This window comes from Microbacterium sp. 67-17, from assembly GCF_001898325.1.
Classification (GTDB): Bacteria; Actinomycetota; Actinomycetes; order Actinomycetales; family Microbacteriaceae; genus Microbacterium; species Microbacterium schleiferi.
Genome location: NZ_MKTR01000012.1, coordinates 40,357 through 53,130 on the forward strand (window position 1 = coordinate 40,357; position 12,774 = coordinate 53,130).

At 67.6% G+C, this 12,774-nt stretch carries 13 protein-coding genes and 1 tRNA gene; 8 read left to right on the forward strand and 6 right to left on the reverse strand.

Translation table 11 applies throughout. From position 1 onward, the window contains the following. Positions 1-55: 55 nt before the first annotated feature. The 4 genes from BGO47_RS04230 to BGO47_RS04245 all read right to left on the reverse strand — a co-directional run bounded on the left by BGO47_RS04230 (position 56) and on the right by BGO47_RS04245 (position 3,151). Entirely contained in the window at positions 56-511 is a 456-nt protein-coding gene (locus tag BGO47_RS04230) for an FMN-binding protein (protein ID WP_292708875.1), read from the reverse strand. Positions 512-602: 91 nt separating this feature from the next. Further along, positions 603-1,637, reverse strand: coding sequence for a ribose-phosphate diphosphokinase (locus BGO47_RS04235; RefSeq protein ID WP_292708877.1), 1,035 nt, complete (start codon positions 1,635-1,637; stop codon positions 603-605). Continuing rightward, positions 1,612-3,078 (reverse strand): bifunctional UDP-N-acetylglucosamine diphosphorylase/glucosamine-1-phosphate N-acetyltransferase GlmU, encoded by a 1,467-nt coding sequence (glmU, locus tag BGO47_RS04240; RefSeq protein ID WP_292708879.1) that lies wholly within the window; start codon positions 3,076-3,078, stop codon positions 1,612-1,614. Before glmU ends, BGO47_RS04235 begins: the two co-directional genes overlap by 26 nt. A 1-nt stretch (position 3,079) precedes the next feature. Then, positions 3,080-3,151, reverse strand: a tRNA-Gln gene (locus BGO47_RS04245). A gap of 103 nt (positions 3,152-3,254) precedes the next feature. On the opposite strand from BGO47_RS04245, the gene BGO47_RS04250 reads away from it, so the two are divergent. The 4 genes from BGO47_RS04250 to BGO47_RS04265 are packed head-to-tail and all read left to right on the forward strand — an operon-like array spanning position 3,255 to position 7,501. Next, positions 3,255-3,752 (forward strand): MarR family transcriptional regulator, encoded by a 498-nt coding sequence (locus BGO47_RS04250; RefSeq protein ID WP_292708881.1) that lies wholly within the window; start codon positions 3,255-3,257, stop codon positions 3,750-3,752. Beyond that, the gene (locus BGO47_RS04255; protein WP_292708883.1) at positions 3,749-4,270 is read left to right on the forward strand and encodes a hypothetical protein; all 522 of its coding nucleotides are present in this window, start codon (positions 3,749-3,751) and stop codon (positions 4,268-4,270) included. The genes BGO47_RS04250 and BGO47_RS04255 overlap by 4 nt, the downstream gene beginning before the upstream one ends. Before the next feature lie 57 nt (positions 4,271-4,327). Next, complete coding sequence (locus BGO47_RS04260) at positions 4,328-5,644, forward strand: GNAT family N-acetyltransferase (protein ID WP_292708885.1); 1,317 nt, start codon at positions 4,328-4,330, stop codon at positions 5,642-5,644. Positions 5,645-5,683: 39 nt separating this feature from the next. After that, on the forward strand, positions 5,684-7,501 hold the full coding sequence (locus tag BGO47_RS04265) for an ABC-F family ATP-binding cassette domain-containing protein (RefSeq protein ID WP_292708887.1): 1,818 nt from the start codon (positions 5,684-5,686) through the stop codon (positions 7,499-7,501). 21 nt (positions 7,502-7,522) lie between these two features. Here the strand turns inward: BGO47_RS04265 and BGO47_RS04270 are convergent, their stop codons facing one another. Continuing rightward, positions 7,523-8,488: a DMT family transporter gene (locus tag BGO47_RS04270; RefSeq protein ID WP_292708889.1), complete on the reverse strand. Its 966-nt coding sequence runs from the start codon at positions 8,486-8,488 to the stop codon at positions 7,523-7,525. A 72-nt stretch (positions 8,489-8,560) separates the two neighbouring features. On the opposite strand from BGO47_RS04270, the gene BGO47_RS04275 reads away from it, so the two are divergent. The 4 genes from BGO47_RS04275 to BGO47_RS04290 all read left to right on the forward strand — a co-directional run bounded on the left by BGO47_RS04275 (position 8,561) and on the right by BGO47_RS04290 (position 11,761). Continuing rightward, positions 8,561-9,487, forward strand: coding sequence for a LysR family transcriptional regulator (locus BGO47_RS04275; protein ID WP_292708891.1), 927 nt, complete (start codon positions 8,561-8,563; stop codon positions 9,485-9,487). A 53-nt stretch (positions 9,488-9,540) separates the two neighbouring features. Continuing rightward, entirely contained in the window at positions 9,541-11,226 is a 1,686-nt protein-coding gene (locus BGO47_RS04280) for an FAD-dependent oxidoreductase (RefSeq protein ID WP_292708893.1), read from the forward strand. Further along, the gene (locus BGO47_RS04285; RefSeq protein WP_195691893.1) at positions 11,223-11,513 is read left to right on the forward strand and encodes a metal-sensitive transcriptional regulator; all 291 of its coding nucleotides are present in this window, start codon (positions 11,223-11,225) and stop codon (positions 11,511-11,513) included. Before BGO47_RS04280 ends, BGO47_RS04285 begins: the two co-directional genes overlap by 4 nt. A gap of 86 nt (positions 11,514-11,599) precedes the next feature. Beyond that, on the forward strand, positions 11,600-11,761 hold the full coding sequence (locus BGO47_RS04290; RefSeq protein ID WP_195691894.1) for a hypothetical protein: 162 nt from the start codon (positions 11,600-11,602) through the stop codon (positions 11,759-11,761). Between the two features lie 75 nt (positions 11,762-11,836). Here the strand turns inward: BGO47_RS04290 and BGO47_RS04295 are convergent, their stop codons facing one another. After that, a complete protein-coding gene (locus tag BGO47_RS04295; protein ID WP_292708899.1) occupies positions 11,837-12,751 on the reverse strand; it encodes an ABC transporter substrate-binding protein in 915 nt (304 codons plus the stop codon). Positions 12,752-12,774 lie beyond the last annotated feature (23 nt).

Here is a 12,774-nt window from a genome sequence, read left to right on the forward strand (position 1 = left end):
ACCCCCCGCTGGCTCCCCGTTCGCACGGGCCTCGTGTCTCATCAGATCGACAAGATCAGGCGGCAGCCTCGGACTTGATGAGCTCGAGGGCCTGCATGAAACCACCGCTGGTCAACGAGGATCCCGACACCCGGCTGACCGAGACGTCGTCGAGGCTCTTGCCCACGACCTCGTCGCTGATGCCGCCGATGAACTGTGACTGATACTGCTCGGACTCGCGCGCCTGCGGGTCACCCGTGACCTCGACATCCGTCACGATGTCGTCGGCGATCGTCAGCGTCACCGTGACCGTTTCCACCGACTCAGGCGTCGCGTACGACCCCTCCGCGGTGTAGGTGCCATCCGCGTAGCCGCCGGAAGAGCTCGATCCCGAGCTCGTGTCGGCTGTTCCGGCACCCGTCTGCGCAGATCCGGTGTCGGCTGCCGTGCCGCAGCCGGCAAGGCTCAGAGCACCGGCAACGCCGACGAGGGCGACGCCGACGCGTACCGGGCGGGAGGGGGTGCGAATCATGAGCATCCTTCCTGGGGATCGTCTCCGCCATCTTCGCTTTCATGCCTATGCATAGGCTTTGAGGCGGCGACGAACGCGCAAGGATGTCGGCTCAGGCCGCGCCGTCGAACATGCTCGTGACCGAGCCGTCCTCGAACACTTCGCGGATCGCGCGCGCCAGCAGCGGCGCGATCGGAAGCACGGTGAGGGAGTCCCAGCGCTTTCGGTCGGGGATCGGAATCGTGTCGGTCACCACGACCTCATCGATGGACGCATCCTGCAGCCGCTCGCTGGCCGGATCACTGAACACGGCGTGGGTTGCCGCGACGATGACACGCTCGGCGCCGCTCTTCTTCAGGGCCTGCGCGGCTTTGACGATCGTGCCGCCGGTGTCGATCATGTCGTCGACGAGGAGGCAGACGCGGCCTTCGACCTGGCCGACGATCTCGCTGACGGTGACCTGGTTCGCCACGTTCGGGTCGCGCCGCTTGTGGATGATCGCCAGCGGCGCACCCAGGCTGTCCGACCACGTGTCGGCGACGCGGACGCGTCCGGTGTCCGGCGAGACGACGGTGAGTTTGGCGCGGTCTTCGGGCGAGAGGTTCTCTTCGAAGTACTCCAGCAGCACAGGCTTGGCGAAGAGGTGATCGACGGGACCGTCGAAGAAGCCCTGGATCTGAGCGGCGTGCAGATCGACGCTCATGACGCGGTCGGCGCCTGCCGTCTTGACCAGGTCCGCGACGAGGCGAGCGCTGATCGGCTCACGCCCGCGCCCCTTCTTGTCTTGCCGGGAGTACGGGAAGTAGGGCGCGACGACCGTGATCCGCTTCGCGGAGGCCCGCTTCGCAGCATCCAGCATGATCAGCAGCTCCATCATCCATTCGTTGACGGGCGGGCCGAAGGACTGGATCAGGAACAGGTCGCAGCCGCGGATCGAGACCTCGAAGCGTGTCAGGATCTCGCCGGACGCGAAAGTGCGGTACTCCGTCGGGACGAGATTCGTGCCGAGCGCCGTCGCAACATCGTCGGCAAGGCTCGGGTGCGAGCGGCCGGTTGCAACGACCAGGCGCTTCTTGGTCTTGGCGACCAGGCCGGGAGCGATACCGCTGTCCCTGTCGAGATCAACCGTCTTGTTCTTGCTCGCCATCGTCCGCTTCCTGTGCGGACCGGGCACGCGCAGCTACCTCGGCGGCGGCTGTTCCCGGTCTGTTGTTCTCGACCCATCCCTCGATGTTGCGCTGAGGGGCAACGCTCAGAGCCAGCGCACCGGGAGGGACATCTTTGCGGATGACGGCACCGGCGCCGGTCTTCGCACCGTCTCCGATCCTAACGGGCGCGACGAAGACGTTGTGCGACCCGGAGTGGACCTCATCACCGATCTCGGTGCGGTGCTTGGCGAGATCGTCGTAGTTGGCGGTGATCGCCCCGGCGCCCAGGTTGACGCCGCGCCCGATCGTGGTGTCACCGATGTAGGACAGGTGCGGAACCTTGCTTCGCTCACCGATCGTGGAGTTTTTGATCTCGACGAACGTGCCGACCTTGCTCTGCGCGTCCAGGGTCGCGCCGGGGCGAAGATACGCGAACGGACCAACCGTCGCGCCTCGTCCGATGACAGCCAGCGTCGCGTCGGTGCGAGTGACCGTCGCGTTCTCCCCCACCTCGCAGTCAACGAGTGAGGTGTCAGGGCCGATCGTCGCGCCGCGCTCGACGGTCGTGGCGCGCAGGACATGCGTGTTCGGCAGCACCGTGACATCCGGAGCGAGACTGGCCGTCACATCGATCCAGGTCGATGCCGGGTCGAGGATCGTCGCACCTTCGAGCTGCCAGCGACGCACGGTCCGCGCGTTGAGTGTGCGCGCAGCCTCCGACAGCTGCACTCGGTCGTTCACGCCGAGCGCGTCCTGTGCCGCAGGAGCCTCGGATGCCGCGACGACCTCGCCTGCCCCGCGGAGGATGCCGATGACGTCAGTGAGGTACTTCTCACCCTGGGCGTTGGCCGTACCGACGGAGGCAAGGCTCGTGCGCAACTGCGCGGCACGGAACACGTAGATGCCGGTGTTGATCTCCCGCACAGCGAGCTCGTCGGGTGACGCATCCTTCTGTTCGACGATGCGGTCGACCTCCCCGTCGGCACCGCGGATGACGCGACCGTACCCCGTGGCGTCATCGAGCGTCGCGCACAGCAGCGTCGCACCCGCCGCCGCTGCACGATGGCGGGCGAGCAGCCCCTCGACGACGCTGACCTCGACCAGGGGCACATCGGCGCTCAGCACCAGCACGTCCCCGTCGAATCCATCGAGCGCGGCAAGCGCCAGTTCCACTGCGCGACCGGTGCCGGGAATCTCGTCCTGGTCGACGACATCGACTCCCGGAAGCAGGCCAGTGACGGCGTCCGCGACGAGATCGCGCTCGTGACGGACCACGACGACAGCGCGCGCCGGGGCCAGTGCCGACGCGGTACGCAACACATGGCCGATCAGCGGAAGCCCACCGATCTGGTGAAGGACCTTCGGGGTGGCGGACTTCATCCGGGTCCCCTGGCCTGCCGCCAGAATGACGACGGCGACGGGGGTTGGGTTCTCAGCCATGCTCCGCCGCCAGGACTCGAACCTAGACTTCACAGCTCCAAAGGCTGTCGTGCTGCCATTACACCACGGCGGACCGGCGCGTGACGCGGCCGCGTTCCAGTCTGCCAGAGGACGTGTCAGCCGGGATAACGGCTCTGCCACCCGCGACAATGACCTGCTGCCGAGATAATGGCTCAGTGCCCGCTGAATCCGACGAAGTCGACCGCATCGTCGGCGCGTGGAGTACCCAGCGGCCAGACTTGGACTTCTCTCCCCTCGAGGTTCTCTCGCGGGTCGACCGCCTGTCCCGGCACCTCGATCGGGCGCGCCGGGAGGCCTTCCGCCGTTCCGAGCTCGAGCCGTGGGAGTGGGATGTCCTGTCGGCACTACGACGGGCGGGCGAGCCGTTCCAGCTCAGCCCGAAGCAGTTGCTGCAGCAGACACTTGTCTCGTCGGGCACGATGACCAACCGCATCGACCGGCTCGTAGGGCGCCGCCTGGTGCGTCGCGAGTCCGATCCGGGCGACGGGCGCGGCATCCTCGTGACGCTCACGGAGGAGGGACGGACACGGGTGGATGCCGCCATCACGCGCCTCGTGGATGCCGAAGCGGTACTCCTGGACAGCCTCTCCCGCGCCGACCGCGACCGACTCGCAGCCCTGCTGCGCAAACTTTCCCTGGGGTTCGACACATGACAGACACCGAACGCGCCTCTGAACCGATCGACGAGCACCCGCGATGGCACGCGTGGTTCGACGCACGGTTCCGCTCCCCCGCTGCGATCTACGGCCTCATCGTGTTCTCAGCGCTGCTGATGATCAGCGCTGACCATGAGGACGACGTGCCGACCGTGGTTCTCACCGCGTCGAGCACGCTCGTCGTCTTCTTCATCGCGCATGTGTTCGCCCACACTCTCGCCGACCACGGCAAGCACCGCCTGGGTCTCGCGATCCGCTACGCCCTCTCCCACTCGGCGGGCATGCTCTGGGCGGCTGTCCTGCCGGCGATTGCCATGCTCGTTGCCGGTGCGCAGGGCCAGCCGGCGGTCGACGCTGCCGACTACGCGGTATGGGCCACCATGGCGGTGCTGGCGTTTCTCGGTTACATCGCCTTCTCGCGCACGGGCGCCCACTGGAGCATCCGGATCCTCGGCGCGATCGGCACCGCCCTTCTCGGTGTCTTCGTCGCGATCCTCGAGTACGCCTTCCACTGAGCCCCCCCCTGCGCTGCAGCGCAGGGGGATGTCCTCCACTCCGCGTAGCGTGGAGGCATGACGAGTGAGCATGTGCAGTTCTTCCACGACGCGCCCCTCGATGCGGCAATGTCGGAATCTCTTGCGCAGCACGGCCTGACGGTGGTCGCTGTGGGCAGCGCCTCCAGAGCACACAACGATGCGTGGTTGTCAGCCGTAGCCCGTGGGTTTCTGGAGGACGAGCCGAGCGAGGTTCGCCGCGAGGCCTTCGTCGGTCACACCGCGCACCGCCGCAAGCTCGGCGTCTATGACTCCAGCTCGCCGCAACCTGAGATTCCGGTCGCGACCTTCGCATCGTGGGCGACCGAGCTCACCGTGCCGGGCGGCACCGTGACAGCCAGCGCGATCAGCTCGGTGACCGTGGCTCCGACCCATCGTCGGCGCGGCATCCTCCGTTCGCTCATGGCTGGTGAGTTGCGAACCGCCGCCTCGCTCGGTCTGCCCGTTGCCGTGCTGACCGTCAGCGAGTCGACCATCTACGGCAGGTTCGGGTTCGGTGCGGCTGCCGCGGTGGCGAACTGGGAGATTCGCACGCGCCGGGCCGGGTGGATCGGGCCCGAAGCACCTGGGCGCGTGGACTTCGTATCCCGCGAACAAGCACGGCAGGTCGCGGAAGCCCTCCACGAGCGAGTGCGTAACACCTCCCCCGGCGAGATCGCGCTTCCCGGCGGCCATCTCAATCGATTCTTCGGCACGAGCCCCGATGCCGAGAAGGCCGAGCGCTTACGCACCATCCAGTACCGCTCGCCCGCGGGTGACGTTGATGGGCTTGCGGTCTACCGCGTCGTCGAGAACCCGCACGACTTCAGCGAGTCCACGCTCGAGCTGTCGTGGCTGCTTGCCGCGACCGACGAGGCGTACGCCGCCCTGTGGCGGTTCCTCCTCGAGATGGATCTCATCGCGATTCTGCGTGCGTCGGAGCTTGCCATCGACGAGCCGCTGTGGTGGATGATCGCAGACCAGCGGGCGGCGAAGATCACGGTCACAGACCACCAGTACGTCCGCATCCTCGATGTGCCGGCAGCGCTCGCGAGCCGACGCTTCGGGACCGCCGACACGATAGCGCTCGAGGTTGACGACCCGCTGGGTATCGCGGGTGGCACGTTCGTGCTGACGACGGATGCCGAGGGTCGCGCGTCGGTTGAGGCTGTCGAGACTCCCCCGCCCGGTGTGCCCCTGCTGCGGCTCGGCGTGCGTGAGCTGTCATCCCTGTTCCTGGGAGGTGTGTCGGTGTCGACCCTCGCCCGCGCGGGCCGAGTCGATGCTGACGATCCGGCCCGGATTGCGCGCGTGTTCCAGACCGTGGGCGCCCCGCGGCTGAGCTTCTGGTACTGACGCGCGGCTGAACTCCGCACGGCGCCTAGCCTGGAGGGGATGGCACATCTTCTCGGCGCTGAGGCGCTGCACCTTGAGTTCCCCACGAAAGTGGTCTTCGACTCCGTCACGCTCGGCATCGCGGAGGGCGACCGGATCGGGATCGTCGGCCGCAACGGCGACGGCAAGTCGAGCCTGCTCGCCATGATCGCAGGCCGCCTGCAACCGGATGCCGGCAAGGTCACGGTGCGCGGCGGTACCCGCATCGGTGTCGTGGACCAGCAGGACACCCTCGACGACGACCAGACGGTGGGACGAGCGATCGTCGGCGACCTCGACGAGCACGAGTGGGCGGGCGATGCCCGCATCCGCGACGTGCTGGCGGGCCTGGTGACCGACCTCGATTGGGACGCCCCCCTCTCGACACTGTCGGGTGGTCAGCGCCGCCGCGTTGCCCTCGCCGCAGTCCTCATCGGCGACTGGGACATCCTGATCCTCGACGAGCCGACCAACCACCTCGATGTCGAGGGGATCGCGTGGCTCGCCGCACATCTGAAGAAGCGGTGGGCAGCGAACGCCGGGGCGCTGCTGGTCGTGACCCACGACCGATGGTTCCTCGACGAGGTGTGCACTCTCACGTGGGAGGTGCACGACAGGATCGTCGAACCGTTCGAGGGAGGGTATGCGGCCTACATCCTGCAGCGGGTCGAACGCGATCGCCAGGCTGCCGCGATCGAGGCACGTCGACAGAATCTCGCGCGCAAGGAGCTCGCGTGGCTCCGTCGCGGGGCCCCGGCCCGCACCTCGAAGCCGAAGTTCCGGATCGACGCGGCCAACGCCCTCATCGCGGACGTGCCCGAGATCCGCAACTCCACCGAACTGCAGTCACTGGCGGTCACACGCCTGGGCAAAGACGTCGTCGATCTGCTGGATGCCTCGGTGAGCTTCGATGGCCGCGAGATCCTTCGCGACATCGAGTGGCGCATTGCCCCCGGCGAGCGCACCGGAATCCTCGGCGTCAACGGCGCCGGTAAGTCCACGCTCCTGGGACTCGTCGACGGCAGCGTCGCTCCCACGGGCGGCCGAGTCAAGCGCGGCAAGACCGTGCGCGTGGCGACCCTGACGCAGCGCCTCGACGAACTCGAGGAGCACCTGGCCGATCCGGTGCGGGTCGTGATCGGGCGACTGCGCACCAGCTACATGATCGGTTCCGGCTCGAAAGCGCAAGAACTCACGCCGGGCCAACTGCTCGAACGCCTCGGCTTCTCATCCGTGCAACTGTCGACGCCGGTGCGCGACCTCTCGGGAGGTCAGAAACGCAGGCTGCAGCTGCTGTTGATCCTCCTCGACCAGCCGAACGTCCTCATCCTGGATGAGCCGACCAACGACCTCGACACCGACATGCTCGCGGCGATGGAGGACCTGCTCGACTCGTGGCCCGGCACGCTGCTCGTCGTCTCGCACGACCGGTACTTCCTGGAGCGCGTCACCGATCAGCAGTACGCGATCCTTCCCGGCCCCGGCGGCTCCGGGCGATTGCGCCACCTGCCGGGTGGGGTGGACGAGTACCTGAGGCTGCGCGAGCAGACCGTTGCCACCCCGACGGAGCGAGCCACGGCGGATGCGGAGCGGGCCAGCAGCGCGAAGCCGGTTCTTGCGGGAGCCGATCTTCGCGCAGCGCAGAAGGAGCTTGCGTCGATCGAGCGACGGCTCGAGAAGCTCGAGCAGCAGATCACCGGCGCGCGAGCAGCGCTGGCAGACCACGACCAGTCTGACTATGTCGGTCTGGGGCGCGAGATGGAGCGGATCGGCGCCCTTGAGACCGAGCAGTCCGAGCTCGAGGCTCGCTGGTACGAGCTTGGTGAGGCGACGCAGTAGCCGAGGCTCACCCGCGAATCGCTACGGTGCGCTGGACGAGGGCGCACGTCGTGCTGGCTCCGCGGGCATCGTCGCAGCCGGGCCGACAGGTGAACCTTCCCGGATGCCGCGCTCGCGCCACCGGCGCTCGGCGTGTGCTCCCCATATGAGCGCGGCAAGGAGCACAGCGGCTCCGCCAATGCCTGTGGCGCCCAGTGTGTCGCCTGCGACGAAGACGCCGATCGCAAGAGCCCAGCCGGGCTCAGTCCCCAGCACAATGCTGGCGCGCGTCGCGGAGGTGCGGCTGGTGGCCCAGAGCTGCCCGAGGAATGCCATGAGGGTGCATCCCGCGCTGAGATACGCGACAACAGCCCAGTCTCCCGGCGTGAACTGAGGAAGGCTCGCGAGGGCGGGACCCGCACCCCACAGTGTGAATACCAGCGCGCCGAGAGCCAGCTCGATCGTCGTCAGGGGCACGACGCGCGCCCCCGACACCGCGAAGCGCGCGCCCGCCACCCCGAGAGCTGCGCGTGTGAGGGCTGCGGACAGGATGAGGATGTCGCCCACGCTGGGCGTTGACAGACCCGACCCCCCGACCAGCAGAGTGACACCGGCAACGCCGAGCAACACGGAGGCGATGAGCCGGACCGACAGAGCCCGGCGAGTGACGACGGACTCGATGACGGGGGTGATGAGCACCGATAGGCCGATGAGAAGACCGGCGTTGGTGGCGCTGGTGAGAGTCACCCCGATCGTCTCCAGGGCGATTGTCGCTGCCCGCACGATACCGAGGATCACCCCCGGCGCCGCGACGGTTCCCAACACGCGAAGTTGGCGGCGCCACGTCACGACAGCCAGCAGGACCAATGCCGCCGGCAGGAAGCGCAGACACAGGACCGCAGCGACGGACGACGCTTCAGCGAGATCCTTCGCGCCGAGGTAACTACCACCCCAGACGATCGCTACGGCGAGCAACACGGCATCGGGCGCGAATCGATGAGGAACCATGAGCTCACCCTCTCCCGTGCGTTCAGTTCAGAACAACGGGAGCTTGTTTCAACAATGTGTAAGCATTGCTTAATGGACGTGCATCATCTCCGAACGTTACGGGAGCTGCGCGACCGCGGATCGGTGACGGCCGTCGCCCACGCTCTGCACATCTCCCCCTCTGCTGTGTCACAACAGCTGGCCGCCCTGCAGCGAGCGACCCCTATCGCGCTCACCGAGCAACGCGGTCGCGTCTTGGCCCTCACCGCCGCCGGTGCGCGGGTAGCGGATGCGGCGGAAGATGTTCTCGCCGCGCTCGCGCGCACCGAGGGTGCTGTCGACGATTTTCTTTCCCGCAGCAACGAGGCGGTGACAGTGACCGCCTTCCACAGCGCGGCTCTGGCGTGGTTTCCCGCCCTCATCGAGCAATCCGCGTCAGATCCCTCGGGTCCTGAGGTACACGTCCGGGACGAGGATGTGTCGACCGAGGAGTTTCCGCTCCTCGCCGCCGACTACGACATCGTGATCGCCCACCGACCGCTCGGGTCGGCGCCCTGGCAGAGTGCGCGCGTGAACGCCATTCCTGTGATGGATGAGCCGCTCGATGTGGCAGTGAGCGTGTCGCACCGCCTCGCAACGCGTTCGTCGGTGCGCCTGTCCGAGGTCGTCGACGAGGTGTGGACCGCGGCGCACGAGGGCTTTCCCCTGGAGCCACTGCTCGCGCAGGCAGTCTCGGCGAGCACAGGCAGGCCCCTGCGAATCGCGCACCGGGTCAACGAGTTCAACGTCGCCGCGGCGATCATCGCTCGCACGAACACGATCGGTCTCCTACCGCGATACACGGGTCTCGGCCCCTCCTTCGCCGATCAGGTGGTGTTGCTGCCGATCGAGGACGTGAGGCTTGGACGCCACGTCGACCTGCTGACCCGCCGCGACACCGGGGCACGGCGCGGCGTTCGGATCGTCGTCGAGAGGATTGCGCAGATCGCCGCCGAGAGGTCAGGCGAATTGCATTCCTGATACCCCTAGGGGTATATTCGGAGCACCCTCCCCCGCAAGAAAGAGAGTGCTCAATGCGCATCGTCATCGTAGGCGGCGTGGCCGCTGGGATGAGCGCGGCCGCCCGCGCCCGCCGTCACGACGAGTCAGCCGAGATCATCGTGCTCGAGCGCGGCCCCGAAGTCTCGTTCGCGAACTGCGGCCTCCCGTACCACGTCGGCGGCGAGATCCCCCACGAGGGGTCGCTCCTCCTGCACACTCCCAAGACGCTGCGCGCGAGCCTGAACCTCGACGTGCGGACAGGGCACGACGTGACAGCGATCGACACGACGGCGAAGACCGTCACTGTCGCGTCAGCATCCGGCGTCGACGAACTGTCCTACGACGCACTCGTGCTCGCACCCGGCGCCGTTGCCATCCGGCCGCCGCTCCCCGGGCTCGACTCACCGCGAGTGCGGACACTTCGCACCGTGGCGGACGCCGTAACGCTGAAGAAGTGGGTCGATGACGGTGCTCGACGTGGGGTCGTGCTCGGCGCCGGGTTCATCGGCCTCGAAGCCGCCGAAGCCCTGCGTCACCGCGGACTCGAGGTCGACGTCGTCGAGCTGGCCCCACACGTGCTTCCTCCCCTCGAGCGTGAGATGGCGTCGGTCGTGACGACGCAACTGCGTCAACTCGGCATCCGTGTTCACGCCGGTGTCGCTGCCGAGAGCGTCGAGGTCGGCGACACCGAGGATGTGGTGATCCTCGCGGACGGCACGCGCATCCCGACCGACCTCGTCGTCCTCTCCGTGGGCGTTCGCCCCGATACCGGGTTCGTCGAGGCGGCAGGGATCGAGACCGTTCGCGGCGCCATCGTCGTCGATGATCGCGGGCGCACCTCCGCCCACGGAGTGTGGGCTGCCGGCGACGCGGTCATCAGTACGGATGCCGTCACCGGCATCCAGCGTCCCGTGCCGCTTGCGGGCCCAGCCAACCGCGCCGGGAGGCTCATCGCCGACGACATCTTCGGTATGGCCGGGGGCCGTCCCATCCCGCAGCCCGTGGGGACCGCCATCGTGCGGGTCGGCGAGATCACAGCGGCGATGACCGGCGCGAACCGCGCGAGCCTGGATGCGGCAGGGATCGACTACACGACGATCCACCTGCACCCGATGCAGCACGCCGGCTACTTTCCCGGCGCCTCGACCGTGCACCTGATCGTGCACATCTCGAAGCGCGACGGGCGAATCCTCGGCGCGCAGGCCGTGGGCTACGAGGGCGTGGACAAGCGCATCGACGTGCTGGCCACAGCGATTCGCGCCGGCTTGCCCGCGACCGACCTCATGGATCTCGATCTTGCCTACTCCCCGCCGTATGGCCAGGCCAAAGACGCCGTGAACCTCGTCGGTATGGTCGCCGAGAACGTCGAGAACGGCAGGTTGAAGCTCTGGTACGCCGACGAGCTCGACCAGATGCGGGACACCGCACTGATCCTCGATGTCCGCACGCCCCGCGAATACACCAGCGGCCACATCGAGGGGTCACTGAACATTCCACACACCGAACTGCGCGAGCGCCTCGACGAGGTGCGCGAAGCCGCGCAGGGTCGCCCGATCGCGGCTCTGTGCGCGGCGGGTGTCCGATCGAACATCGCCTACCGCATCCTGGTAGGCAACGGCTTTGACGCGCTCTCCCTGTCGGGCGGGACGCAGACCCTCCGCCAGTGGTGGGGCGATGAGGCCGCCAGCATCCTTGTCAGAGAAGAGGTCCACGCATGATGATCACCGGCACCCCCGAGGAGCAGGCGGCAACGCGCAAGCGCATCACGAATCGGCTCAAGCGCGCGCAGGGGCAACTGAACGCGGTCATCGCCTCCGTTGAGGCCGGCGACACGTGCCGCGACATCGTGACGCAGCTCTCCGCCGTCACCAGCGCGCTGGACCGCGCCGGGTTCGCCATCATCTCGGCCGCGATGCGTGACTGCGTCGCCGACCCGGACGGCACCGCCGAGGCCGAGGGCCTGACGCAGGAGGAGCTGGAGAAGCTCTTCCTCTCCCTCGCCTGAGCCGCATCACCTGACACTCATCGCTCGGCCCGTCACCGTGACGGACCGCTATTCGTGCTGCCCGCGCAGCCAGTGAAGGAGACACCATGTGCTATCAAACGACGTGCCGGAAGTGCGGAAAGGTCACGTGGGGCGGATGCGGCCAACACGTGCAGCAGGCCCTCGCCGGCGTCCCCAAAGCCCAGCGCTGCGCTGGACACGAGAACGAGCCGTCGAAGGGATTCTTCGCGAGCCTGTTCGGCCGCTGACCCACCACCCACCGAACGCCGAAGCGGCTGCCACCCTCGCTCGGGTAGCAGCCGCTTCGTTGTCGCTGGGGTTCGTTAGCTCAGGCCGTTCTCCTGCAGCCACTGCGACGCGATGTCGGCGGGCGACATCTCGTCAACGGTGCTCTGCACGTTCAAGGCGACAAGACCCTCGGGGGTGAGGGCGGCGCTGACGGCATTGATGACGTCGGCGATCTCGTCAGCGACATCCGCGTTCACGACGGGGACGACGTTCGAGGCAAGGAAGAGCCCCTCGGGATCTTCGAGCACGACCAGGCCCGCAGTCTGGATGCGCGGGTCGGCAGTGTAGATGTTGGCGAGGTTGATCGTGCCCGCTTCGAGGTCCTCGAACGTTGTGTCACCCGTGGCCGAGAACCCGACGTCGATACCGTAGACGTCAGCCAACCCCGTCGGCCCGTAGGGACGCTCGGCCAGCTCCGGCGGGCCGCCGAGCGTCAGGGGCTCGGTGACGCTCGCGAGATCAGCGATCGAGACGAGACCGTACTGGTCAGCGAACGCCGACGTGACGGTATACGAGTCCTGATCGGTCGCGCTGGACTGGTCGAGCACGACCAGTCCTTCCGGGAGCGCGTCAGGCAGCGCCGCGTACACCTCGTCGGCCGTGCGAGCAGTCGTCTCGGGGTCGAAGTACTGCAGAAGGTTTCCGCTGTACTCCGGGAACAGCGTCACTTCGCCGCTCTCGAGCGCGGGGATGTAGGCATCCCGCTGGCCGATGTTGAACTGACGCTCGACATCGAAGCCGGCGTTCTCGAGCGCCTGCGCGTAGATCTCGGCGATGATCTCGTTGGAGTAGTACGCCTGCGAGCCGACGACGATCGTGTCGGATGCCATCTCGCCGCTGCCGCTACCGTCGGTGGGCTCTTCGAGCGGGTTGCCCGAAGCGCAGCCAGCCAGCAGCAGCGCGGCGGCGCCGGCGAGCGCGGCGGCGCGGAGGGTGCGTGTGGTGGTCATGGTGCCTCTTTCTTATCTGGTGG

Excerpts from the sequence above, each read along its gene's own strand:
- BGO47_RS04260 (WP_292708885.1), top strand. The coding sequence starts at position 4,328 with ATGACGAGTGAGCATGTGCAGTTCTTCCACGACGCGCCCCTCGATGCG.
- BGO47_RS04280 (WP_292708893.1), top strand. The coding sequence starts at position 9,541 with ATGCGCATCGTCATCGTAGGCGGCGTGGCCGCTGGGATGAGCGCGGCC.
- BGO47_RS04285 (WP_195691893.1), top strand. The coding sequence starts at position 11,223 with ATGATGATCACCGGCACCCCCGAGGAGCAGGCGGCAACGCGCAAGCGC.
- BGO47_RS04265 (WP_292708887.1), top strand. The coding sequence starts at position 5,684 with ATGGCACATCTTCTCGGCGCTGAGGCGCTGCACCTTGAGTTCCCCACG.
- BGO47_RS04295 (WP_292708899.1), bottom strand. The coding sequence starts at position 12,751 with ATGACCACCACACGCACCCTCCGCGCCGCCGCGCTCGCCGGCGCCGCC.
- BGO47_RS04290 (WP_195691894.1), top strand. The coding sequence starts at position 11,600 with ATGTGCTATCAAACGACGTGCCGGAAGTGCGGAAAGGTCACGTGGGGC.
- BGO47_RS04235 (WP_292708877.1), bottom strand. The coding sequence starts at position 1,637 with ATGGCGAGCAAGAACAAGACGGTTGATCTCGACAGGGACAGCGGTATC.
- BGO47_RS04230 (WP_292708875.1), bottom strand. The coding sequence starts at position 511 with ATGATTCGCACCCCCTCCCGCCCGGTACGCGTCGGCGTCGCCCTCGTC.
- BGO47_RS04255 (WP_292708883.1), top strand. The coding sequence starts at position 3,749 with ATGACAGACACCGAACGCGCCTCTGAACCGATCGACGAGCACCCGCGA.
- glmU (WP_292708879.1), bottom strand. The coding sequence starts at position 3,078 with ATGGCTGAGAACCCAACCCCCGTCGCCGTCGTCATTCTGGCGGCAGGC.
- BGO47_RS04270 (WP_292708889.1), bottom strand. The coding sequence starts at position 8,488 with ATGGTTCCTCATCGATTCGCGCCCGATGCCGTGTTGCTCGCCGTAGCG.
- BGO47_RS04275 (WP_292708891.1), top strand. The coding sequence starts at position 8,561 with ATGGACGTGCATCATCTCCGAACGTTACGGGAGCTGCGCGACCGCGGA.